The sequence below is a fragment of the Streptomyces sulfonofaciens genome, from assembly GCF_014656295.1.
GTDB lineage: Bacteria > Actinomycetota > Actinomycetes > Streptomycetales > Streptomycetaceae > Streptomyces > Streptomyces sulfonofaciens.
In genome coordinates, this window is record NZ_BNCD01000007.1 from 230415 (window position 1) to 251520 (window position 21106).

General features: G+C 74.4%; 20 protein-coding genes. 16 read left to right on the top strand and 4 right to left on the bottom strand.

The features are described from left to right. The first annotated feature begins 306 nt into the window (after positions 1-306). The 6 genes from IE313_RS14370 to IE313_RS14395 all read left to right on the top strand — a co-directional run bounded on the left by IE313_RS14370 (position 307) and on the right by IE313_RS14395 (position 7831). Positions 307-1644 carry an SGNH/GDSL hydrolase family protein gene (locus tag IE313_RS14370; RefSeq protein WP_189931962.1) on the top strand — a complete coding sequence of 446 codons (1338 nt, stop codon included), beginning with the start codon at positions 307-309 and terminating at the stop codon, positions 1642-1644. Positions 1645-1966: 322 nt separating this feature from the next. After that, a complete protein-coding gene (locus IE313_RS14375; protein WP_189931964.1) occupies positions 1967-3484 on the top strand; it encodes an NAD(P)H-hydrate dehydratase in 1518 nt (505 codons plus the stop codon). A gap of 390 nt (positions 3485-3874) precedes the next feature. Beyond that, positions 3875-5029 carry an alanine racemase gene (alr, locus tag IE313_RS14380; RefSeq protein WP_189931966.1) on the top strand — a complete coding sequence of 385 codons (1155 nt, stop codon included), beginning with the start codon at positions 3875-3877 and terminating at the stop codon, positions 5027-5029. A 311-nt stretch (positions 5030-5340) separates the two neighbouring features. Beyond that, on the top strand, positions 5341-6621 hold the full coding sequence (locus tag IE313_RS14385) for an alpha/beta fold hydrolase (protein ID WP_189931968.1): 1281 nt from the start codon (positions 5341-5343) through the stop codon (positions 6619-6621). Further along, complete coding sequence (gene tsaE / locus IE313_RS14390; protein WP_189931976.1) at positions 6524-7162, top strand: tRNA (adenosine(37)-N6)-threonylcarbamoyltransferase complex ATPase subunit type 1 TsaE; 639 nt, start codon at positions 6524-6526, stop codon at positions 7160-7162. The genes IE313_RS14385 and tsaE overlap by 98 nt, the downstream gene beginning before the upstream one ends. 348 nt (positions 7163-7510) lie before the next feature. Next, entirely contained in the window at positions 7511-7831 is a 321-nt protein-coding gene (locus tag IE313_RS14395) for a hypothetical protein (protein WP_189931978.1), read from the top strand. 300 nt (positions 7832-8131) lie between these two features. Here the strand turns inward: IE313_RS14395 and IE313_RS14400 are convergent, their stop codons facing one another. Next, positions 8132-8692 carry a hypothetical protein gene (locus IE313_RS14400; protein ID WP_189931980.1) on the bottom strand — a complete coding sequence of 187 codons (561 nt, stop codon included), beginning with the start codon at positions 8690-8692 and terminating at the stop codon, positions 8132-8134. 199 nt (positions 8693-8891) lie between these two features. On the opposite strand from IE313_RS14400, the gene tsaB reads away from it, so the two are divergent. Genes tsaB through IE313_RS14420 form a run of 4 tightly spaced genes read left to right on the top strand, consistent with a single transcriptional unit; the run spans position 8892 to position 11774 of the window. After that, a complete protein-coding gene (tsaB, locus tag IE313_RS14405) occupies positions 8892-9632 on the top strand; it encodes a tRNA (adenosine(37)-N6)-threonylcarbamoyltransferase complex dimerization subunit type 1 TsaB (protein ID WP_189931982.1) in 741 nt (246 codons plus the stop codon). Further along, entirely contained in the window at positions 9629-10354 is a 726-nt protein-coding gene (gene rimI, locus IE313_RS14410; RefSeq protein WP_373316984.1) for a ribosomal protein S18-alanine N-acetyltransferase, read from the top strand. The genes tsaB and rimI overlap by 4 nt, the downstream gene beginning before the upstream one ends. Continuing rightward, positions 10347-11489: a tRNA (adenosine(37)-N6)-threonylcarbamoyltransferase complex transferase subunit TsaD gene (gene tsaD, locus IE313_RS14415; protein ID WP_189931984.1), complete on the top strand. Its 1143-nt coding sequence runs from the start codon at positions 10347-10349 to the stop codon at positions 11487-11489. The genes rimI and tsaD overlap by 8 nt, the downstream gene beginning before the upstream one ends. Positions 11490-11522: 33 nt before the next feature. After that, positions 11523-11774 carry a hypothetical protein gene (locus IE313_RS14420; RefSeq protein WP_189931986.1) on the top strand — a complete coding sequence of 84 codons (252 nt, stop codon included), beginning with the start codon at positions 11523-11525 and terminating at the stop codon, positions 11772-11774. A 126-nt stretch (positions 11775-11900) separates the two neighbouring features. Here the strand turns inward: IE313_RS14420 and IE313_RS14425 are convergent, their stop codons facing one another. Beyond that, on the bottom strand, positions 11901-12833 hold the full coding sequence (locus tag IE313_RS14425; RefSeq protein WP_189931988.1) for an SDR family oxidoreductase: 933 nt from the start codon (positions 12831-12833) through the stop codon (positions 11901-11903). A gap of 112 nt (positions 12834-12945) precedes the next feature. On the opposite strand from IE313_RS14425, the gene IE313_RS14430 reads away from it, so the two are divergent. Continuing rightward, complete coding sequence (locus IE313_RS14430) at positions 12946-13629, top strand: TetR/AcrR family transcriptional regulator (protein ID WP_189931990.1); 684 nt, start codon at positions 12946-12948, stop codon at positions 13627-13629. Between the two features lie 576 nt (positions 13630-14205). On the opposite strand, the gene IE313_RS14435 is transcribed toward IE313_RS14430, so the two are convergent. Beyond that, positions 14206-14466 carry a ribbon-helix-helix domain-containing protein gene (locus tag IE313_RS14435; protein ID WP_189931992.1) on the bottom strand — a complete coding sequence of 87 codons (261 nt, stop codon included), beginning with the start codon at positions 14464-14466 and terminating at the stop codon, positions 14206-14208. Between the two features lie 566 nt (positions 14467-15032). Between IE313_RS14435 and IE313_RS14440 the strand changes: the two genes are divergently transcribed. Then, positions 15033-15335: a hypothetical protein gene (locus tag IE313_RS14440; RefSeq protein WP_189931994.1), complete on the top strand. Its 303-nt coding sequence runs from the start codon at positions 15033-15035 to the stop codon at positions 15333-15335. A 104-nt stretch (positions 15336-15439) separates the two neighbouring features. After that, a complete protein-coding gene (locus tag IE313_RS14445; RefSeq protein WP_189931996.1) occupies positions 15440-15895 on the top strand; it encodes a hypothetical protein in 456 nt (151 codons plus the stop codon). 118 nt (positions 15896-16013) lie between these two features. On the opposite strand, the gene IE313_RS14450 is transcribed toward IE313_RS14445, so the two are convergent. Next, positions 16014-17234 (bottom strand): class I SAM-dependent methyltransferase, encoded by a 1221-nt coding sequence (locus IE313_RS14450; protein WP_189932174.1) that lies wholly within the window; start codon positions 17232-17234, stop codon positions 16014-16016. A gap of 145 nt (positions 17235-17379) precedes the next feature. Here IE313_RS14450 and IE313_RS14455 point away from each other — a divergent pair, with 145 nt between their 5' ends. The 3 genes from IE313_RS14455 to groL all read left to right on the top strand — a co-directional run bounded on the left by IE313_RS14455 (position 17380) and on the right by groL (position 20993). Further along, positions 17380-18630 (top strand): polysaccharide deacetylase family protein, encoded by a 1251-nt coding sequence (locus tag IE313_RS14455; RefSeq protein ID WP_189932003.1) that lies wholly within the window; start codon positions 17380-17382, stop codon positions 18628-18630. A gap of 247 nt (positions 18631-18877) precedes the next feature. Continuing rightward, a complete protein-coding gene (groES, locus tag IE313_RS14460; protein WP_189932005.1) occupies positions 18878-19186 on the top strand; it encodes a co-chaperone GroES in 309 nt (102 codons plus the stop codon). 181 nt (positions 19187-19367) lie between these two features. Further along, the gene (gene groL / locus IE313_RS14465) at positions 19368-20993 is read left to right on the top strand and encodes a chaperonin GroEL (protein ID WP_189932007.1); all 1626 of its coding nucleotides are present in this window, start codon (positions 19368-19370) and stop codon (positions 20991-20993) included. Positions 20994-21106: the final 113 nt, after the last annotated feature.

The following is a 21106-nucleotide window of genomic DNA, read 5'->3' on the forward strand; positions in this document are numbered from 1 at the left end:
CGAGTTCGGGATCGTAGCGGTAGCGCATGCACGGACCTCCGCTCGGCGGACCGCCGGCCGACGGTGCCCCCAGCACGGTGCCACGCGCCCGGGCCGCCGGTCATCCGACGTTCGTCGGACCAATCGCCCACGGCCCCGACAGCCGTGCACGGGGGCTGTGCAGAAGGCCGCCCGGCACTGTATGCCCTACGGGACGCGCTCCAGGAAGCGCTCCACACGTGTTCCGGGACGCGCTTCGGGACGTGCGTCGAAACGCGCGACGCGAGCACAACGGATGGCATCGGCCGAGCGGAGGACGCACGCCTCATGAAGAGACCGCCGTGGATCATCAGCCTGGTGGTGGCAGGGCTCCTGGGCAGCGCACCTTTCGCGAGGGCCGGCGGCGCGCCGGACGGCGCCGCGACGGCGGTCGCGGCCGAGGGGGCCCAAGGGGTCCAGGGTGCCGAGGGGGCCGCCGCCACGGCACCGCACTGGGTGCACACCTGGACCGCGATGCCCCAGTTGACCGAGCCCGCCAACATGCCGCCGGCGCCGTTCACCCAGGACGGCCGGGTACTCGCCGACGCCACGCTCCGGCAGACGGTGCACGTCTCGGCCGGCGGGCCGCGCATACGGCTGGACCTGTCCAACGTGTTCGGCGGTGCCCCGCTGCCGGTCACCGCCGTCTCGGTGGCGCTGCCGCGCGACGGGCGCGCCGGGTCGGCCGCGATCGAGCCCGGCAGCGCCCACCCCCTGACCTTCCGCGGCCGGGCCTCGGTGACGGTGCCGGCCGGAGCGCAGATGGTGTCCGACCCACTGGACCTCACGGTGCGGCCGGGTGCCAACCTGACGGTGACGATGTACCTCGCCGAAGGCCAGGCGTCGAACGACATCACCTCGCACCCGGGCTCCCGCACCACCTCGTACCTGCTGGCGGGCGACCACACCGGCGACCCGGACCTGCCGGGCGCGGCCACCGCCGACCACTGGTACTTCCTCAGCGGCGTCGAAGTGCTCGGCCGTAGCGCCGCCGGCGCCGCCGTGGTGCTCGGCGACTCGCTCTCCGACGGCCGCGGCTCCACCACCAACGCCAACGACCGCTGGCCCGACCAACTGCTGGCCCGCCTCCAGGCGCACGGGGCCACCGCCGCCACCGCGGTGCTCAATGAGGCCGCGGGCGGCAACCAGGTGCTCAGCAACGGGCTCGGCCCCACCGCGCTGTCCCGCTTCGACCGCGACGTCCTCGCGCGGAGCGGTGTCACCTCACTGGTCGTCTTCGAGGGTGTGAACGACATCGGCACCGCACCGGCCACCGCGTCCGCCCAGCACACCGTCGCCGAGGACCTCGTCACGGCCTACGACCAGATGGTGCTGCGCGCCCACGCCCAGGGCATCCGGGTCTACGGGGCGACCCTCACGCCGTTCGGCGGCAACACCGCCTACGACGACCCCGACGGGTACCGCGAGGCGGCCAGGCAGGAGGTCAACCACTGGATCCGCACCGGTGGCCGGTTCGACGCGGTCGTCGACCTGGACCGCGCGGCTCGCGACCCCGACCTGCCGCGCGCCCTCCGTCCGGCCTTCGACGTCGGCGACCACCTGCACATGAACCCGACGGGGTACGCGGCGCTGGCCGGGGCCTTCCCTCTGGGGCTCTTCGCCTAGACCGCCGGTGGTCCGGTGGTCCGGTGGTCCGGTGGTCCGGTGGGGCGGCGGTCCGGTGGGACGGCGGCGCGGCGGTCCGGTGTTGCGGCGTCCAGCGGTCCGGTTGCCCGGCGGTGCGGTCGTGCACTCGTGCGCTCGTGCGGTCGTGCGGAGCCTCGGTGGTCCTGCGGTCCGGTGGTCCTGCGGTTCGCCCGGGGAGGCCGCGCGGTCCTCGCGTCGCGTCCCGGCGGACCGCGCACTGCCGGGGCGCGGGCCCGGCGGCGCGCGTTGTCCGCGGACGGCCTCCGCGACCTCCGCGGCACCGGTGCGGGAGACTCGTCGTATGCGGAGTGCGTACAGCGTGGAAACGGTAAGGGCGGCCGAGCGCGAGCTCATGGCGCGGCTGCCGGAGGGTGCCCTGATGCAGCGTGCCGCGAGCGGGCTCGCGGCCGCCTGCGCCGAACTGCTCGGCAGGGTCTACGGATCCCGTGTCGTGCTGCTCGTCGGCAGCGGGGACAACGGCGGTGACGCCCTGTACGCGGGCGCCCGGCTGGCGCGCCGCGGCGCGGGTGTCACCGCGCTGCTGCTCGCGCCGGAGCGCACCCACCCCGGCGGTCTCGCGGCGCTGCGCGCCGCGGGCGGCAGCGCACGCGAGGCGGCGGGCGGCGCCTTGGACGGCCGTGCGGCCGAGGACGGTGCGGTGGCCGCCGGTGTGGCGGAGCTGATCCGGCGGGCCGACCTGGTCGTGGACGGCATCGTGGGCATCGGCGGAAGCGGGGGCCTGCGGCCCGCCGCCGTCCCGCTCGCCGTGCTCGCCCGCGCCTCCGACGCGGTGGTCGTCGCCGTCGACCTGCCCAGCGGTGTGGAGGCGGACAGCGGCGAGGTGCGCGGCGAGGCGGTGCGCGCCGATGCGACCGTCACCTTCGGCACCCACAAGCCCGGGCTGCTCATCGACCCCGCACGCGAGTACGCGGGCGCCACCCGGCTGGTCGACATCGGCCTGCGGCCGCATCTGCCGCCCACTGCCGACCTGGAGGCGCTCCAGCACGCGGACGTCGCCGCGCTGCTGCCGAGCCCGGCCGCCGAGAGCGACAAGTACCGGCGCGGTGTCGTGGGCGTGGCCGCGGGCTCGGCGCGCTACCCGGGCGCGGCGGTGCTCGCGGTCTCCGGTGCGCTGCACGGCGGCGCGGGGGCCGTGCGGTACGTCGGGCCGGCCGGGGACGCGGTGATCGCGCGGTTCCCGGAGACGCTGGTGTCGGCGGGGCCGCCGTCGAAGGCGGGCCGGGTGCAGGCATGGGTGGTGGGCCCCGGCGTCGGGGACGACGCCGGGGTGGTGGACGAGGTGCTGGCCTCCGACGTGCCCGTGCTGGTCGATGCGGACGGGCTGCGGCTGGCTGACCGTGCGGCCGTGCGGGCGCGCACCGCGCCGACCCTGCTGACCCCGCACGCCGGCGAGGCCGCCGCGCTGCTGGGCACCTCCCGCGAGGAGGTGGAGGCCGCCCGCCTCCCGGCGGTGCGCGAACTCGCCGCGCGCTACGGTGCGACGGCCCTCCTCAAGGGGTCGACCACGCTGGTCGCCGGGCCGGACGGCGGCCCCGTGCGGGTGAACCCGACCGGTACGCCCTGGCTGGCCACGGCCGGCAGCGGCGACGTTCTGTCCGGCCTGGCGGGTTCGCTGCTCGCCGGGGGCCTCGACGCGCTGGACGCGGCGTCCGTCGCCGCCTACCTGCACGGCCTCGCCGGCCGGGTGGCGGCCGGCGAGGGGGCGCCCGTCGGCGCCTCGGAGGTGGCCGCGACGGTGGCGCGGGTGTGGCGTGACGTGGTCGGAGGCGGCTGGGCGGCCCCGTCCGCCGGCTACTGACCGGCCTCTCCCGCCGATCACCGACCGGAGCCGCGTCCGGCGCCGCCGGAGCGTGCCGCACAGCCGCACAGCCGCACAGTCGCACAGCCGCACACAGCCGTCCGTCGCCGGTGTGCCCGTCGCCCGAAGGGCCCGCACCGCACGCCGGCCCGTGTGCACTCCGGCACGCGACCCGGCCCCGCTGCTCCGTCCCCCACACACCACCACCGCGGGGGGCCGGGGGCGGACGGCAGACAACCGCGGCCCGCGCCCGTGCCCCCGCCGCCCATGACCTCGTGCCCGTGCCGCCGCGCCCGTATCTCCGCCCGGCGTACGCACCGGCGAACGCGCCCCCGCGCCCGCACGCTCGCAGCGCGCCGGCCGGCGTGGCCTCTGAGAGACTGGTGGGCGATGAGTGAAAGTGCAACGGTACGTGCGCGTGCCGAGATCGATCTTGCGGCCCTGCGCGACAACGTCCGGGCCCTGCGCGCCCGTGCGCCGCGCGCCGCCTTCATGGCCGTGGTGAAGGCCGACGGCTACGGGCACGGGATGGTGCCGGTCGCCCGGGCTGCGCTCGACGCCGGGGCCACCTGGCTGGGCACGGCCATGCCGGAGGAGGCTCTGGCGCTGCGCGCCGCCGGCATCGGTCCGGACCGGGCCCGTGTCCTGTGCTGGCTGTGGGCGCCCGGCGGGCCCTGGCGGGAGGGCGTCGAGGCCGGTCTCGACATGTCCGTCAGCGGGTCCAGGGCGCTGCGCGAGGCGGTGGCCGCCGCACGCGGCGCGGGGCTGCCGGCCCGCATCCAGCTCAAGGCGGACACCGGCCTCGGCCGGGGCGGCTGCCAACCGGCGGACTGGCCCGCCCTGGTCGGAGAGGCGCTCGCCGCCGAGGGCGAGGGGCTGGTGCGCGTGACCGGCCTGTGGTCGCACCTCGCCTGCGCCGACGAGCCAGGCCACCCCTCCATCGCCCCGCAGCTCGCCCGCTTCCGCGACATGGTCCGCTACGCCGAGCAGCGCGGCGCCCGTCCGGAGGTCCGGCACATCGCCAACTCCCCGGCCACCCTCGCCCTCCCCGAGTCGCACTTCGACCTGGTGCGCCCGGGCATCGCCATGTACGGCATCTCGCCGAGCCCCGAGCTGGGCACTCCCGCCGACTTCGGCCTGCGCCCCGTGATGCGGCTGTCCGCGTCGATGGTGCTGGTCAAGCGGGTACCGGGCGGCCACGGTGTGAGCTACGGCCACACCTACGTCACCCCGGGGGCGACCACCCTCGGCCTGGTGCCCCTCGGCTACGGCGACGGCATACCCCGGCACGCGTCCGGCAGCGGCCCCGTCCTCGTCGACGGCAAGTGGCGCACGATCGCGGGCCGGGTGGCGATGGACCAGTTCGTGGTCGACCTGGGCGGGGACGAGCCGCCGGAGGGCACGCAGGCGGTGCTGTTCGGCCCGGGGGACCTGGGCGAGCCGACCGCCGAGGACTGGGCCCAGGCCGCCGGCACCATCGCGTACGAGATCGTCACCCGCATCGGGGCGCGGGTACCGCGGGTCCACCTCCACGAGAGGTCCTAGGGCCACTTCTGGCGACTCCCGCAGAGGCCGCAGAGGCCGCAGAGGCCCGGGGTTCCCGCCGGGCCCCGTGGCCCCGTGGCCCCGCGGCCCCTGGCACCGCACCTCGCGGCGTTGTCGGGCACGCCCGCGTACACCCGGTACGGGGGCGACCCTCCGCCTTGCGACGCACGGCACCGGCCGCCGCGGGCCGATCCGGCGCGGATTGTCGGACAGGCCCTGGCCGCGGGTAGCCTCCGCCGTGATCCGGGCCACCCGCGGGTGAGGGACCGGGGCACCGGGGAACACCAGGTGGGAGGGGAGAGGAGCGGTACGTGAGCGAAAGCAGCGCGGAAGCCGTCGCGGGGGCGGTCACGGGCACCTGGCGCAGAGCCGGGTTCGCCGGTGCCGCCCTCGGCATCATCGCGGCCGGCGCCGCCGCCTCGGTGGCCATGGAACGCCTCACGGTCAGCCGCGGCATACGCAGGAAGGCCCAGCTCGACCTGGACTCCACGGGCCCCTACGGCACCCTGCGCGGCACCCCGGGCAAGGCCCGCGCCGACGACGGCACCGAGCTGTACTACGAGGTCGACGAGACCGAGCCGGACGGCGGCCCGTTGCCGCGCCGCCGGCGGCTGTTCGGACGCAGGTCCCCGGCACCCGTCACCGTCGTCTTCAGCCACGGCTACTGCCTCACCCAGGACTCCTGGCACTTCCAGCGGGCGGCGCTGCGCGGCGTGGTCCGCACCGTCTACTGGGACCAGCGCAGCCACGGCCGCTCGGGACGGGGTGTCACCCAGCGCGAGCAGCGCACCCCGGTCTCCCTGGACCAGCTCGGCCGGGACCTCAAGGCGGTCGTCGACGCGGCCGCCCCCGAGGGGCCGCTGGTACTCGTCGGCCACTCGATGGGCGGTATGACGGTGATGGCGCTGGCCGACCAGTACCCGGAGCTGGTCCGCGAACGGGTCGCCGCCGTGGCGCTCGTGGGCACCTCGGCCGGCCGGCTCGACGAGGTCAGCTTCGGGCTGCCGGTGATGGGCGCCAACGCGGTACGGCGGGTGCTGCCGGGGGTGTTGCGGGCGCTGGGGCAGCGCGCCGAGCTGGTGGAACGCGGCAGGCGGGCCACCGCGGACCTGTTCGCGGGCATCATCAAGCGCTATTCGTTCGCGTCGAAGGACGTCGACCCGGCCGTGGCCAGGTTCGCCGAACGGATGATCGAGAGCACGCCGATCGACGTGGTCGCCGAGTTCTACCCGGGCTTCTCGGCGCACGACAAGACGGCCGCGCTCGCCCACTTCGCGCAGTTGTCCGTGCTCGTGCTCGCCGGCGACAAGGACCTGGTCACGCCCAGCTCGCACAGCGAGGCGATCGCCGACGCGCTGCCCGGCGCCGAACTCGTCCTGGTGCCCGACGCCGGCCACCTCGTGATGCTGGAGCACCCCGAGGCGGTCACCGACCGGCTGGCCGACCTGCTGGCCCGCGTCGGCGTGGCACGGCGGGCGGCTACCGTGGGCGGCTATGGACCCCACACCCGTACCGGCCGCCCCTCCGGCGGCACCAGCCGCACCGGCCGCGGGCGGCCGCCCCGCAGCGGATCCGCGCAGTCCGGTGGCTGAGCCCGGCCCCGGTTCCGGCCCGACCGGCTCCGGCGGCGGCCCGGCCGACGAGGCCGTCAGCATCCGCATCAGCGTGTCCTCCCCCGAACGCATGCGGGAACTCGGCCGGCGGCTCGCCCGGTTGCTGCGCGCGGGCGACCTGGTGCTCCTCACCGGTCAACTGGGCGCAGGCAAGACGACGCTGACCCGCGGGCTCGGCGAGGGCCTGGGTGTGCGCGGTGCGGTCACCTCGCCCACCTTCGTCATCGCCCGTGTGCACCCGCCGCTCGGCGACGGGCCGCCGCTGGTACACGCGGACGCGTACCGGCTGGGCGGCGGGCTCGACGAGATGGAGGACCTCGATCTCGACGTCTCCCTGCCCGAGTCCGTGGTCGTCGTGGAGTGGGGCGAGGGGAAGGTCGAGGAACTGTCGGAGGAGCGGCTGCACATCGTGATCGACCGGGCGGCCGGCGACACGACGGACGAGGTCCGCGAGGTGACACTGCTCGGGATCGGCCCGCGCTGGGCCGGCGTCGCACTCGGCCGGCTCGCCGAGGGGTGACGGGCCGGGGCCGCGTCGCGTGCGGGAAGCCCCCTGGGGCGACGGTCCCCCGAGGGGGTGACGGTCCCCTGAGAGTGGCAGCCCCCTTGGGGTGACTGGCCGGGGCGGCGCACGGTGTCCGTAGTCGGGCGCCCGTGACCTGCGGCGCGGGTACCGCAGCGCCGGGCGCGGGCCGCACGCCACGTGCCGCGCGGGCACGGCGTGCCGGGCCGCCGACCGTGGTGCCGACACCCTGTCGGGAAGATGTTGCGCGGGGTGGTCGGCGCATGGTCCCATGGGAACGGGATCAGGTTAGGTCTACCTAACCAGCCGGCGTACGGCAGGCCCCCGGAGCCCCAGGAGGCGTCCATGTCCGCTGTAGAACGCGAGGACCGGCCGCCGCGCCCGCCCGCGGCACCGCGGACGTCCGGGGCGCCGCCGGTGCGGGGCACGGGCGCGGGCCGGGTGCCGATGGGGGAGCTGCTGGCGTCCTGCGCCGCGGCGCGCGCGGTCTCCACGCCGCCCGGGCCGCCCGTTGTCCCGGCCCCCGGCCGTGCGGGCCGCCCCGGGAGCGTCGGCCGCGGCGAGGGCGCGGGCCCGCCGGGCACCGCCGGCCGCACCGACCCGGCCGGCGCCGTGGCCCCCACCGCGCCCGCGGACGACGACGGCACGCGCGGGGCGGCGGCGTAGTACCGCGGACGTGCCCGAGGAGCCGGGCGGACCGCCCGGACCCCCTGAACGCGCGACGGTTCCGCACCCCGCGCCCCGGACGCCGGCACTCGAACCGCATGTCCACGGCCGCGAACCTCCGGGCCGCGGGGAGCGCGGAGCCGCCCCCGGGACCCCGGCCCCCGGGACCCCGGGACCTGTGGCCGTGAGCCTGCGGAGCCGACTCCGAGACCGCGGGACCCGCTGGCTGCGAGGCTCCGGGCCCCGGGGCCGCGGGGGCCGCCGATTCGCGAACGCCCGGGCCACCGGGCCCCGCACGTCCTACGGAACCACCACGACCCGCGCGCCGATGTCCGCGAAATCCCACAGTGCCGTGCCGTCCGCGCGCGTCTCGCGGATGCCGCCCGTCTTCCTGGCCGGGTCGGGCTCGGGAGTGGAGCCGTCCACCGCCGCGCTGAAGCCGATCGTCACGCCGTCGACGGCGGTGAAGCGCACGACGTGCTCGATCGGCACGCCGTCGGATCCGGTGACCACCGCGGAGCGCGACGTGACCGTGAAGGTGCCGGGTGCCGGGTCGACGGTGCTCGGCCGCACGGTGAACGTGCGCTGCACGTGGTCGCCCGCGCCGACCAGCCAGACCCGGTCGGCGCGCAGCCCGTACACGATCCGCTCGCCACTGCCCGAGTGGGCCGGCAGGGCCGCGGGGTCCTTCCTGTGCCGGGGCGCGTGGTGCGCCGTGGCGCCCGGGGACGCATGGGCGCCGGGGCCCGGCGCGCCGAAGTGGTCCGGGGCGTTGGCCGAGGCCTGGTACGCGAGGAAGCCCACCCCCGCGACGGCCGCCACCGTCAGCCCGGCCACGAATCCCGAGCTGCTCCTAGACACCTGCGCCCACCTCTCGACCCGTCCTGGCGCCCGAGCCGGAACCCTGCCCGCCGGTGCCCGGCATACTGTTATATGCCCGGTACGCCGTGTATACCCCGTACATACGACCTGTACGTACGCCTAGACGGTGACGGTAGCAGCAGGCGTGCACCCGGTCGGGGCGGGCGCCCGAGGGGCGTCGGAGCCGTAGGCTGTTGGTGTGTTGTTGCTCGCCCTGGATACCGCAACCCCAGCCGTGACCGTCGCCCTGCACGACGGCGTCTCGGTCGTCGCCGCATCGAGCCAGGTGGACGCCCGGCGGCACGGGGAGCTGCTGCTGCCCGCCGTCGACCGGGTGCTCGCCGAAGCGGGGGTGAAGCTCGCCGAGGTCACGGACATCGCCGTCGGCGTGGGCCCCGGCCCCTACACCGGACTGCGGGTCGGCCTGACGACCGCCGACACCTTCGGCTTCGCCCTCGGAGTCCCCGTGCACGGCGTCTGCACCCTCGACGCCCTCGGCTACGCCTTCGGCACCTCCGCCGCCGCCCCGGACGGCCCCTTCGTGGTGGCCACCGACGCGCGGCGCAAGGAGGTGTACTGGGCCCGGTACGAGGACGCCCGCACCCGCACCACGGCGCCCGCCGTCGACCGGCCCGCGGACATCGCGGACCGGGTGGCCGGGCTGCCCTCGGCGGGCGCGGGCGCCTTCCTGTACCCGGAGGTCTTCGCGGACGCCAGGGAGCCGCGGCACGTCCCGGCCGCCGCGCTCGCGGCGTTCGCGGCGGAGCGGCTCGCGGCCGGCGAGGGACTGCCGGCCGGCGGCGGCCGCGCGGCGTCCCCGGCGTCCGCGGCGGACGAGGACGGCCCGGCCGGTCACGGCCTGCTGCCGCCCCGCCCGCTGTACCTGCGGCGCCCGGACGCCCAGGTGCCCAAGAACTACAAGGTGGTCACCCCGCGGTGACCGCCTCGGCCCCGTCCACCCCGCCCGCCCCACGGGCGTCGACACCCCCGCACGGCGCACCGAACGGCGCACCGGGCGCCGCCGGCGCCGTACTGCGCGAGATGCGCTGGTGGGACATCGACGCCCTGATGGACCTCGAACGCGCACTGTTCCCGGCCGACGCGTGGTCGCGCGGCATGTTCTGGTCGGAGCTGGCGCACGCCCGCGGCCCGGGCGCCACCCGGCGCTACGTGGTCGCGGAGGCCGACGGGCGGCTGCTCGGCTACGCGGGCCTCGCGGTCTCCGGCGACCTGGCGGACGTCCAGACCATCGCCGTGGTCCGCGACCAGTGGGGCACCGGGCTCGGCGCGCGGCTGCTCACCGACCTGCTGCGGCACGCGACGGCGGCCGAGTGCGCGGAGGTGATGCTCGAAGTGCGCGTGGACAACACCCGGGCGCAGCGGCTGTACCAGCGCTTCGGCTTCGAGCCGATCGGCTTCCGGCGCGGCTACTACCAGCCCGGCAACGTGGACGCGCTCGTCATGCGGCTGCTGACCAGGACGGCCGAGGGCCCGGACGGCTCCGGTGCCGCGCCGCGGGGCGCCACCGACAGCTCCGCCGCCCCCGCTCGCCCAGCACCCCCCGCTCCCCCCGTCCCTCCCGTTTTCGACGTGCCACCCGTACCCGGCGCACAAGGGCAGCCCGGCGTACAAGGACAGCAAGGAACCGAGACCCATGGCTGACTCCCGCGACGAGCCGCTCGTCCTCGGCATCGAGACCTCGTGCGACGAGACCGGTGTCGGTGTCGTGCGCGGTACGACGCTGCTCGCGGACGCGATCGCCTCCAGCGTCGACGAGCACGCGCGCTTCGGCGGTGTGGTGCCCGAGGTGGCGTCCCGGGCGCATCTGGAGGCGATGGTGCCCACCATCGAGCGGGCCCTGAAGGAGGCCGGTGTCGCGGCCTCCGACCTGGACGGCATCGCGGTCACCGCGGGCCCCGGTCTCGCGGGTGCGCTGCTGGTGGGCGTCTCCGCCGCGAAGGCGTACGCGTACGCCCTCGGCAAGCCGCTGTACGGCGTCAACCACCTCGCCTCGCACATCTGCGTCGACCAGTTGGAACACGGTGCGCTGCCGGAGCCGACGATGGCACTGCTGGTCTCCGGCGGGCACTCGTCCCTGCTGCTGGCCACCGACATCACCTCGGACGTCCGGCCGCTCGGCGCGACCATCGACGACGCCGCCGGCGAGGCGTTCGACAAGATCGCGCGGGTCCTCGACCTCGGCTTCCCCGGTGGCCCGGTCATCGACCGGTACGCCCGTGAGGGCGACCCGGGGGCCATCGCCTTCCCGCGCGGCCTCACCGGACCGCGCGACGCCCCGTACGACTTCTCCTTCTCCGGCCTGAAGACGTCCGTGGCCCGCTGGATCGAGGCCAAGCGGGCCGCGGGCGAGGACGTGCCGGTACGGGACGTCGCGGCGTCCTTCCAGGAGGCGGTCGCCGACGTCCTGACCCGCAAGGCGGTCCGCGCCTGCCGGGACGAGGGCGTGGACCACCTCATGATCGGCGGGGGAGTGGCCGCCAACTCCCGGCTGCGCGCGCTCGCCCAGGAGCGATGCGAGGCCGCGGGCATCCGGCTGCGCGTGCCGCGCCCCAAGCTGTGCACGGACAACGGCGCGATGGTCGCCGCGCTCGGCGCCGAGATGGTCGCCCGGGACCGCGCCGCCTCCGACTGGGACCTGTCCGCCGACTCGTCCCTGCCGGTCACCGACCCCCACGTGCCCGGCCGCTCCGCACACGTCCCGGCCCCCGCCGCCGCGCACCACCACCACGACCACGACCACGTGCACGAGGTCGCGAAGGACAACCTGTACTCGTGACGCACCGCGCCCAGGACTGACACGGGAGGCCCGATGACGATCGCCCTGATGTGGGAGGCCCGGGCCCTGCCAGGCCGCGGCCCCGACCTGCTCGCCTGGGCCCGCGCCCAGCCCCTCGTCCCCGAACCCGCCCGCCGTGAGACCCTCACGGCCCCCGAGGACCGCGTCCTCGTCATCACCTGGTGGCACGCGGCCCCCGACACGGAACTGCCGGAACTCCCGGAACCGGGCCCGGACCTGATCGGCAGGGCGGTGCACCGGTGGCGCTTCGAGACGGTGGAGTGAGCACCGGCCGGGGCGAGCACCGCCCGGAGTGAAAACCGCCGGGAGTGAGTCCGCCGAACTGGGCACGGGACGGGCGGAACGCCCCCGACCCGGCCCCAGGCCAAGGCGGGCGCGGCGGCAGCGCCGTCAGACGGCGGGGGCCGGCAGAGCCACGCCGGTGAGCCGCTCGGACTCGCTCCACAGCCGGGCGCCCACGGCCCCGTCGAGCGCCCTGCGGGTCACCTTGGCCTCGGTGGTCGGTCCGGTCAGGCCGAAGCGCCCGCCGGGGCCGTAGTAGCCGCCTGCGACGGCATCGGGGCTGGTCGCGGCGTACAGAAGCGGCTCGGTGCCCTGCTCGACCTCCTGGAACGGGACGACGTTCACGCTCGCCATCATCCGGTACAGCGGCGACGGCCTGCCGCCTCCCAGTCCGGGTCCCGCGGTCTGCAGGTTCGTCCTGGTGGCCCCCGGATGCGCGGCGTTGCTCATCAGCCGCCAGCCGCGCTCGGCGGCCGTGTCCGCGAGGCGCCGGGCGAGTATGAGGTCCGCGAGCTTGGACTGCGCGTACGACAGGCCCGGGCTGTAGCGGCGGCGCTCCCACTGGAGGTCGTCGAAGCGGATCCGGCCGAAGTCGGCCATCTTGCTGCTCATCGTCGTCACCCGCGCCGCCTCGGCGGAGAGCAGCAGCGGGAGCAGGCGGACGGTCAGGGCGAAGGGGCCGAGGTAGTTGCTGCCCATCTGCAGCTCGAAGCCGTCCGCGGTGGCCATCCGGCGCGGCGGGGCCATCACTCCCGCGTTGTTGACCAGCAGGTCGACGGGGGTCCCCGCGGCGAGCAGACCGTCGGCGAAATCCCGTACGGAGGAAAGGTCGGCCAGGTCGATCCGGCGCACCTCCAGCGCGGCGCCCGGGTGTGCGGCCAGGATCTCGTCCCTGGCCTGCTCGCCCTTGGCGACGGTGCGGACGGCCAGCACCACCCGTGCGCCGGCCGCCGCCAGACGCCTGGCGGCCTCCTTGCCAATGCCGCTGTTGGCGCCGGTGACGACGGCGAACTTCCCGGTCTGGTCGGGGACTCGGTACATCGTGGTTCCTCCCGGGATCGTTATCAGACCGGCGGTCTGTTGTCTTCTGTTGCGCACGCTAGCAGACCGCTGGTCTGATAACAACAGACCGGCGGTCTGTAGCATGGGTCACATGCCCGCACACTTCCAGCGCGCCCGCAACGAGGAGCAGCGCGCCGTACGCAGACAGGCGATCCTGGACACCGCGGCCGCGATGCTGACGGACATGCCCGTGGCGGAGGTGAGCCTCAACGCGCTGAGCAGGCGGGTCTGCCTGGCGAAGTCGAACGTGCTGCGCTACTTCGAGTCGCGCGAGGAGATCCTGCTGGAACTGCTCGACGCTGAGTCCCGGGCCTGGCTCGACCACCTGGCGAGGGAACTGCCCACGGCGGTCGGCGCGGACGCGCCGCCGGCGACCCGCGGCGACGGTCTCGCGGCGGTGCTCGCACGCTCCCTGGCGACCCGGCCCGTGCTCTGCGACCTGATCAGTGCCCAGGCCGCCGTCCTGGAGCGGAACGTCTCGCCGGCGGTGGCCCTCACCTACAAGCGGGCCGCCCTCGCGAACGCGGAGGTGCTGGCCGGCCTGGTGCGCGGCTGTGTTCCGGAACTGGACGAGCGCGGGGCGCTGCGCCTCGCGGGAGCCGTCTTCCTGACGGCCGGATCCGTCTGGACCCATGCCCATCCGTCTTCGGCCGTGCGGGCGGCCTATGAGGCGGACCCCGCGCTGGCGGAGATGCGCCTGGACTTCACGGAGACCCTTCAGGAGGTGCTGGAGGTCTTCGCGGCGGGGTTGCTGGCACGTCGTAGGGTCGACTGACCGCACTGAGCGCGTGCGGACGGCTCCGCGCTGAGTGTGTGCGGATGACTTCGCACTGAGCGCGTGCGGGCGGCTCGCGCTGGGCATGCCACCGCTGCCGGACGGATGGGCACGGTGGTGACGGGTGTGTACCGGGGGATGCCGAGAGGCGCGGCTGGGTCGGGCGCCGTGACGGCCGACGAGTGCTGTGGCGGACCAGGGCCCTGGTCTTCGTCATCCGCGTGCCGAGGTGGCACGCGCGTGTGCTCTCGCATGGTGGAACGGTGGCGGACCAACCGGAGTCGGCAGGCCGCCGACCTGCCGCGGTGCGGTGTTCCGCCCGTGCTGCGGCCACTGGGTCTGGCCGGAGAACCGGACGGTTCCGCCGCGGGCCGTCACGCCCCTTCAGGGCGCCGGTCCTTCGGGGTGCCGATCGCGTGCCGGGCGCCGTGCGGGTGACGTCGGCCGCGTGGGAGACGTCATGCGCCTGACGTCAGGTACGGGTCCGGTGCGCAGGTCCTCGTATGTCGGACGTCCTGTGCGGGACGCCCGGTGCGGGATGTGCACCATGGTCGAGATCCAGCCGTGCGCGTCCGGTCAGACGAGCCACAGTTGGCGCACCGACTTCCCGTCCCGGGACTTGAGCAGCACCTCGTTGCCGCTGGCGGACTCCCGCTCCACCAGGTCCAGCAGCGCGACGGCACGACGGATCGTCTCGGTGATCGAGATGCCCTTGTTCTCCTTGTACCAACGGAGCTTCGCGGCGGTTTCCGCGTTGATGTTCACACTGAGGCGAGTGACTTGTGTGTCCGCCCCGTTGGCCGCGCTCGGCGTCTCGGTCGAGTTTTCAGCAGGCATGCCAGAACTCCCCTCTCCACAGTTCGACAATGTCGCAAAAGAGGTCCGGACACACGGCGATCGGGGACGGCCTCCCGCAAGCGCCTCTCGACGGCTCCCCCGAGCCTCGAAGACTCCCCGAGCGGATGTGTGCGCACGAACCACCGATCACGGTGCCTGCGCGGCGATGCCACACCCTGTGGCTGCACCGACCGGAGCGCCCTCACGTCTGGAGGCGCCTCGGCGCTTGCCGGCACCGACGCTCACGCCGGCTCACATATCGGGACTTCAGCGGACTGGTAAGTGATCCACTGCTTGCTCCTCCCGGCCCGTGCCCAACGCAACGTACTGCACATGGTGACTCCATGCGCATGTGATGTCAAGCAATTACGCACAGTGTGAGGAGCCGATCCACATCTCAGGTGGATCGGATGCACATGCAATGTGGATCTTATGTTGATAGTAGGAACATGCTGTGTGGTATTCTCCCCCAATCGGTGCTTGGGGGGCTCCTGAGCTGCGTGGCCACTCCCTTGCCGTCCGAAGGCGAGCGTAGAGGGGACACCCGCGTGGAAGAGCCGGCATCTGTGCAGAAGGGGGAGGCGCTGCCCCGGCGCGTGTTCGTGCACATCTGCTGCACGGCGAAGGTGGGCCATCTCACGCCCTTCCACGACTGGAGCAACGACCGGGGCGCCGCCCGGGTTCCCGAACCCCCGGCGTGCACCGAGGAGTTCATCGGCAGTGACGAGGAGGACCCCGGCCTGCTGGGGGAAGTGCTGCTGAGGGAGGACGAGTTGCCCGGTCCGGACACCGCGGTCTGCGGCATGAGCCCGCCCATGGCGGTGCGTGCCTGCCTCCCCGGCCCGCGGGGGTGCGCCACCCATGTGTGAGCAGGTGGGAGTCCCAGGCGAAGTGATCGTCTTAGGCGGCGGCCCGGCGTCGGGGCCCGCCCCGCGCAGGTGTTCGCGCCCACGTCCGAGGGGGTGGGCCGGCCGTGGCGACGGAACCCGCGCATGACCTGACCGAGGACGAGGAGCCGTCGGCCCAGGGCCTCAACCACGACTTCCTCCGGGACCACATCCAGGGCGCCGCTTCCGCGGACGCGGCCGGCGGGCCCGCCCACGAGTCCGCGGACGAGCCCGCCGCCCCGCCGCCTGCCCTCATCGAGGACGAACCGCCCTCACCGACCGGCCTCAACACCGAGCACTGGCTGCGGATCAGCAAGCAGCGCCATATGAACGAGACCCGCACCCGGTTGGCCACGGGACTGTTCTGGCTGGTGAGCGTGCTGGCCATCGTGCCCAGCCTGGCCCTGGTCTTCGCCCGCTGGACGCATTTCACGGCCGACGCCTACCGGGAGCTGGGCCTCGTCTTCACCCCCGTGGTGGCACTGGCCAGCGCGGCGTTCGGATTCTTCTTCGCCAGCGACGAGCGCAACCGCGACCTCTGACGCTCCGACCGGGCGGCCCGGCGCGACCGGGGCGGCCCGGCGCGACCCGGGCTGCTCGTGCCCGGACCGGTGGCTCGTGTCCGCAGCGGTGGCCCGGACCTGGACCGGCGGTCCGTGCTCAGACCGGGCGGCCGATGAGCATGGCCGGAGCGCCCGCCGTGCGGGTCAGGAAGACCGTGGCCGCGTGCGGGCCCCGGGGCCGCACCTTGCGGCGCAGCTCCTCGGGCTCGATCGCCGAACCGCGCTTCTTCACCGTGAGGATGCCGACCGCCCTCTCGCGCACCAGCGCCCTGAGCCTCTTCAGGTTGAACGGCAGCGCGTCGGTGATCTCGTAGGCCGTGGCGTAGGGGGTGGGCCGCAGCTCGTCGGCCGTGATGTAGGCGATGCTGGCGTCCAGCAGCCCGCCGTCCAGCTCCCGCGCCACCTGGGCGACCAGGTGGGCGCGGATGACGGCGCCGTCGGGCTCGTACAGGAAGCGCCCTGGCCGCCGTACGTCCACCTGTGGCGGTGGTGCGGACGACGGGGCGCTCAGGGAGACGGGCGGCGCACCGGGCGGCGCGGGCAGAAGCGTGGCGCGGCGGCCGGGCGGTGCTCCGGTGCCGAACCAGAGCACCGCCTCCTTCACCTCGCCGCCGTCCGAGATCCACTCGGTCTCGACGCCCTCGGGGATCGCCTCGTACGGGATTCCGGGCGCTGCCTTCAGCGCCGCGCACGGCGCCCGGCGCGCCGTTTCGACGGCCCAGGAGAGCGGCGGGGAGTAGTCCTCGGGCCGGAAGATCCTGCCCCGTCCGCCGCGGCGCGCGGGATCGGCGAAGACCGCGTCGTAGTGCGCGGTGTCCACCTCGGCGACGTCCGCCTCGACGACCTCGATGCGGTCGGCGAGGCCCAGCGCCTCCGCGTTGGCCCGGACCACGGCGCAGGTCAGCGGCGAGCGGTCGACGGCGAGCACGTTGATGCCGGCGCGCGCCAACGCGATGGCGTCGCCGCCGATCCCGCAGCACAGGTCGGCCACGGACCGTACGCCCAGCGCGCGGAACCGCTCCGCGCGGTGGGCGCCCACGCTCCGGCGCGTCGCCTGCTCCACGCCGTCCGCGGTGAAGAACATCCGGCGGGCGTCCTCGGCCCCGAACTTCGCCTCCGCCCGCTGCCGCAGCCGCGCCTGGGTCAGCGCCGCGGAGACCAGGTCCGGCGGGTGCGTACGGCGCAGCCGGGTGGCCGCGGCCAGCTCCTGGCCGGGCCGGACGTCGCCCACCTCGTCGAGCAGGGCGCGGCCCTCGGCAGTGCGCAGGGCGGCGAGGCTGCTCGCCGCGTGGTTCACCTCGTCGCTCACCCGGCCCATTGTGGGCCAGTCGGGCGACGGCCTACGCCCGGTGGCCCGGCCGGCGGGTGGGGGCGGCATGACGCTGGCAGGATCAGAAGCCATGCGACTTATACGACAAATAGACTACGGGTGGGGAAAGTGGTCGTGGCGGACGCGCAGCGCCATGAGCGTCCTTGCTCTGGCGGCCCTGGCCGCCCTCTCCTCGGGCTGGACAGGCCCGGGCGCCCCCTGCGCCACGGCAGGCACCGACGGTACGGCCGCCGCGCGCGCCCCGGGCGGCGGCCGTCCCGCGTGGGCCGCGGAGCGCCGGGAAGGCGTCCGGGCGCCGGTCCGGGACGCTGACGGGAGCCGGGCCCCGCACCGGGACACCGGACCGGGCCAAGTACCGGACGGGCGGGTTCCGGACGGGCGGCTGCCGGCCGGTGCGGTCACGGAGGGGCGGGCGCGGGCGCCGGTGTCCGGTCCGGCGGAGCAGGGCGGCGGGGCCGCGGCCGGCCGGTCCGCGCGGGGGCAGGAGGCCGGCGCGGTCACCGCGGCGGGCGCGGGATCCGGACGACCCGCGGGCGGCTGGGCGGCCATCAAGGCACAGCACGCCGGTGGCGCCCGGGGCGGACCGTCGGTCAGGGGAGCCTCGGGGGAGCGCGCGCGGCGAGCCCAGCGCGCGGCTGATGCGGCCCGCGAGGCCCGCGAGGCCCGGGCGGCGCGCACGGCCACGGCCCGGCACTGGCGCCTGGCGTCCGTCCCCCTTGCCGCCCCGCCGCCCCCGGCCGCAGAACCGCGCCTGCGCACGCCGGCGGATCTGCGCGTCCCCGGCCCGCAGCAGGGCCTGCCGCCGGTCGTCACCCGCATCCCCACCAGGGACAAGGTCGTCTTCCTGACCATCGACGACGGCCAGGACAAGGACCCGGACCTGATCCGGATGATGGCCGACCTGAAGGTGCCCTACACGGCGTTCCTCACCGACGACCTGATCTCCGGCGACTACCGGTACTTCGCGGCCATGCGCGAGCACGGGGTCGTGCTCGACAACCACACGCTCCACCACGGCTATCTGCGGGGCATGGGCCGGGTCCGGCAGCAGCGCGAGATCTGCGGCATGCAGGACGTCCTGGAGCGCCGGTACGGCAGCCGGCCCGAGCTGTTCCGGCCCCCGTACGGCAGCTACGACCGCACCACGCTGGAGGCCGCCGAGAGCTGCGGGATCAAGGCCGTCCTGCTCTGGAGCGAGGAGGCGTTCGCCGACCGCATGGAGTACCGGGGCAAGGGCGGCGTACTGCATCCGGGTGACATCATCCTCACCCACTTCCGCGGCCGCCGCGAGTGGCGCGGGACCATGCCCGACATGGTCAGGAACCTGCTGCGGACGGTGACCGCCCAGGGATACGCGGTGGCCAGGCTGGAGGACTACCTCTGAGCGGCTCCGGGCGCGCTGTGAGCGTGCGGACCGCGTCCGAACGGGAGGACGAGGAGGGCGCGCACCGCGTGGCGTTGGCACTCCGCTTGACCGAGTGCTAATCGCGGTCATAGTCTCGGCTCTGGCACTCCCCAATGGAGAGTGCCAATGAAGCGACGGGCAGGTCCGGCACCCGCGACGACGGATCCACCTGGTCGCCACCTCAGACAGTCAACCCCGTGAGATCTCCGAAGGGGGAGGTCGGATCGTGACGACCGCCAGCACCAAGGTTGCCATCAAGCCGCTCGAGGACCGCATTGTGGTCCAGCCGCTGGACGCCGAGCAGACCACGGCCTCGGGCCTGGTCATCCCGGACACCGCCAAGGAGAAGCCCCAGGAGGGCGTCGTCCTGGCCGTCGGCCCGGGCCGTTTCGAGAACGGCGAGCGCCTGCCGCTCGACGTGAAGGACGGCGATGTCGTGCTGTACAGCAAGTACGGCGGCACCGAAGTCAAGTACAACGGCGAGGACTACCTCGTCCTCTCGGCGCGCGACGTCCTCGCGATCGTCGAGAAGTAAGACGACACACAGCGTCGACGTGACGGAGTAACGGGACTGCTCGGTCCGGTGAGCACGAGGGCCCGGACCCGTTACTCACGCTTCCGCTTGGTGAACTGCGCCCCTGGCCCCCGTGACCATGAGAACCGGGCGCCCGGGGCGCAGTTCGTACAACCGTTTCCGAGAGGGCTGAAACGCTCCCATGGCGAAGATTCTGAAGTTCGACGAGGACGCCCGTCGCGCCCTTGAGCGCGGCGTCAACAAGCTGGCCGACACCGTCAAGGTGACGATCGGCCCCAAGGGCCGCAACGTGGTCATCGACAAGAAGTTCGGTGCGCCCACCATCACCAACGACGGCGTGACCATCGCCCGTGAGGTGGAGATCGACGACCCGTACGAGAACCTCGGCGCCCAGTTGGTGAAGGAGGTGGCGACCAAGACCAACGACATCGCGGGTGACGGCACCACCACCGCCACCGTGCTCGCCCAGGCGCTGGTCAAGGAGGGTCTGCGCAACGTCGCCGCGGGCGCTTCCCCGGCCGCCCTGAAGAAGGGCATCGACGCGGCCGTCAAGGCGGTCTCGGACGACCTGCTGGCCTCGGCCCGCCCGATCGACGAGAAGTCCGACATCGCCGCCGTCGCCGCGCTGTCCGCGCAGGACCAGCAGGTCGGCGAGCTGATCGCCGAGGCGATGGACAAGGTCGGCAAGGACGGTGTCATCACCGTCGAGGAGTCCAACACCTTCGGACTCGAACTGGACTTCACCGAGGGCATGGCCTTCGACAAGGGCTACCTGTCGCCGTACTTCGTGACGGACCAGGAGCGCATGGAAGCCGTCCTCGACGACCCGTACATCCTGATCCACCAGGGCAAGATCGCCTCGATCCAGGACCTGCTCCCGCTGCTGGAGAAGGTCATCCAGTCGAACTCCTCCAAGCCGCTGCTGATCGTCGCGGAGGACGTCGAGGGCGAGGCCCTGTCCACCCTGGTCGTCAACAAGATCCGCGGCACCTTCAACGCCGTCGCGGTGAAGGCCCCCGGCTTCGGCGACCGCCGCAAGGCGATGCTCGGCGACATGGCCACCCTCACCGGTGCCACCGTGATCGCCGAGGAGGTCGGCCTCAAGCTCGACCAGGTCGGTCTCGACGTGCTGGGCTCCGCCCGCCGCGTGACCGTCACCAAGGACGACACCACCATCGTCGACGGTGGCGGCAAGTCCGAGGACGTCGCGGGCCGGATCGGCCAGATCAAGGCCGAGATCGAGACCACGGACTCCGACTGGGACCGCGAGAAGCTCCAGGAGCGCCTCGCGAAGCTCGCCGGCGGCGTGTGCGTGATCAAGGTCGGCGCCGCGACCGAGGTGGAGCTCAAGGAGAAGAAGCACCGCCTGGAGGACGCCATCTCCGCGACCCGCGCCGCGGTCGAGGAGGGCATCGTCTCCGGTGGCGGTTCCGCGCTGGTGCACGCGGCCAAGGTGCTCGAGAACGGCCTCGGCAAGGAGGGCGACGAGGCCACCGGTGTCGCCGTCGTCCGCCGCGCCGCGGTCGAGCCGCTGCGCTGGATCGCCGAGAACGCCGGCCTGGAGGGCTACGTCATCGCCTCCAAGGTGGCCGAGCTGGACAAGGGCGAGGGCTACAACGCCGCGAGCGGTGAGTACGGCGACCTGATCAAGCAGGGCGTCATCGACCCGGTCAAGGTCACCCGCTCCGCGCTGGAGAACGCCGCGTCCATCGCCTCCCTGCTCCTCACGACCGAGACCCTGGTCGTCGAGAAGCCGGCGGAGGAGGAGGCCGAGGCGGCCGGCCACAGCCACGGGCACTCCCACTGAGCCCGCTGACGCGTAGCTGACCGAAGGCCCGGCCCCCGGCATCCGGGGGCCGGGCCTTCGGCCGTCGCACCACTCCTTCTCGCCCCGCCCGCGGACCCGCCCGGGAACCGGCG

What these genes read in the sequence shown, in the direction of transcription:
- tsaD (WP_189931984.1), top strand. Translation starts at nt 10,347, where the DNA reads ATGGCTGACTCCCGCGACGAGCCGCTCGTCCTCGGCATCGAGACCTCG.
- IE313_RS14425 (WP_189931988.1), bottom strand. Translation starts at nt 12,833, where the DNA reads ATGTACCGAGTCCCCGACCAGACCGGGAAGTTCGCCGTCGTCACCGGC.
- IE313_RS14370 (WP_189931962.1), top strand. Translation starts at nt 307, where the DNA reads ATGAAGAGACCGCCGTGGATCATCAGCCTGGTGGTGGCAGGGCTCCTG.
- IE313_RS14420 (WP_189931986.1), top strand. Translation starts at nt 11,523, where the DNA reads ATGACGATCGCCCTGATGTGGGAGGCCCGGGCCCTGCCAGGCCGCGGC.
- tsaE (WP_189931976.1), top strand. Translation starts at nt 6,524, where the DNA reads ATGGACCCCACACCCGTACCGGCCGCCCCTCCGGCGGCACCAGCCGCA.
- IE313_RS14435 (WP_189931992.1), bottom strand. Translation starts at nt 14,466, where the DNA reads ATGCCTGCTGAAAACTCGACCGAGACGCCGAGCGCGGCCAACGGGGCG.
- IE313_RS14455 (WP_189932003.1), top strand. Translation starts at nt 17,380, where the DNA reads ATGAGCGTCCTTGCTCTGGCGGCCCTGGCCGCCCTCTCCTCGGGCTGG.
- IE313_RS14375 (WP_189931964.1), top strand. Translation starts at nt 1,967, where the DNA reads ATGCGGAGTGCGTACAGCGTGGAAACGGTAAGGGCGGCCGAGCGCGAG.
- IE313_RS14430 (WP_189931990.1), top strand. Translation starts at nt 12,946, where the DNA reads ATGCCCGCACACTTCCAGCGCGCCCGCAACGAGGAGCAGCGCGCCGTA.
- IE313_RS14450 (WP_189932174.1), bottom strand. Translation starts at nt 17,234, where the DNA reads ATGGGCCGGGTGAGCGACGAGGTGAACCACGCGGCGAGCAGCCTCGCC.
- IE313_RS14395 (WP_189931978.1), top strand. Translation starts at nt 7,511, where the DNA reads ATGTCCGCTGTAGAACGCGAGGACCGGCCGCCGCGCCCGCCCGCGGCA.
- groL (WP_189932007.1), top strand. Translation starts at nt 19,368, where the DNA reads ATGGCGAAGATTCTGAAGTTCGACGAGGACGCCCGTCGCGCCCTTGAG.
- alr (WP_189931966.1), top strand. Translation starts at nt 3,875, where the DNA reads ATGAGTGAAAGTGCAACGGTACGTGCGCGTGCCGAGATCGATCTTGCG.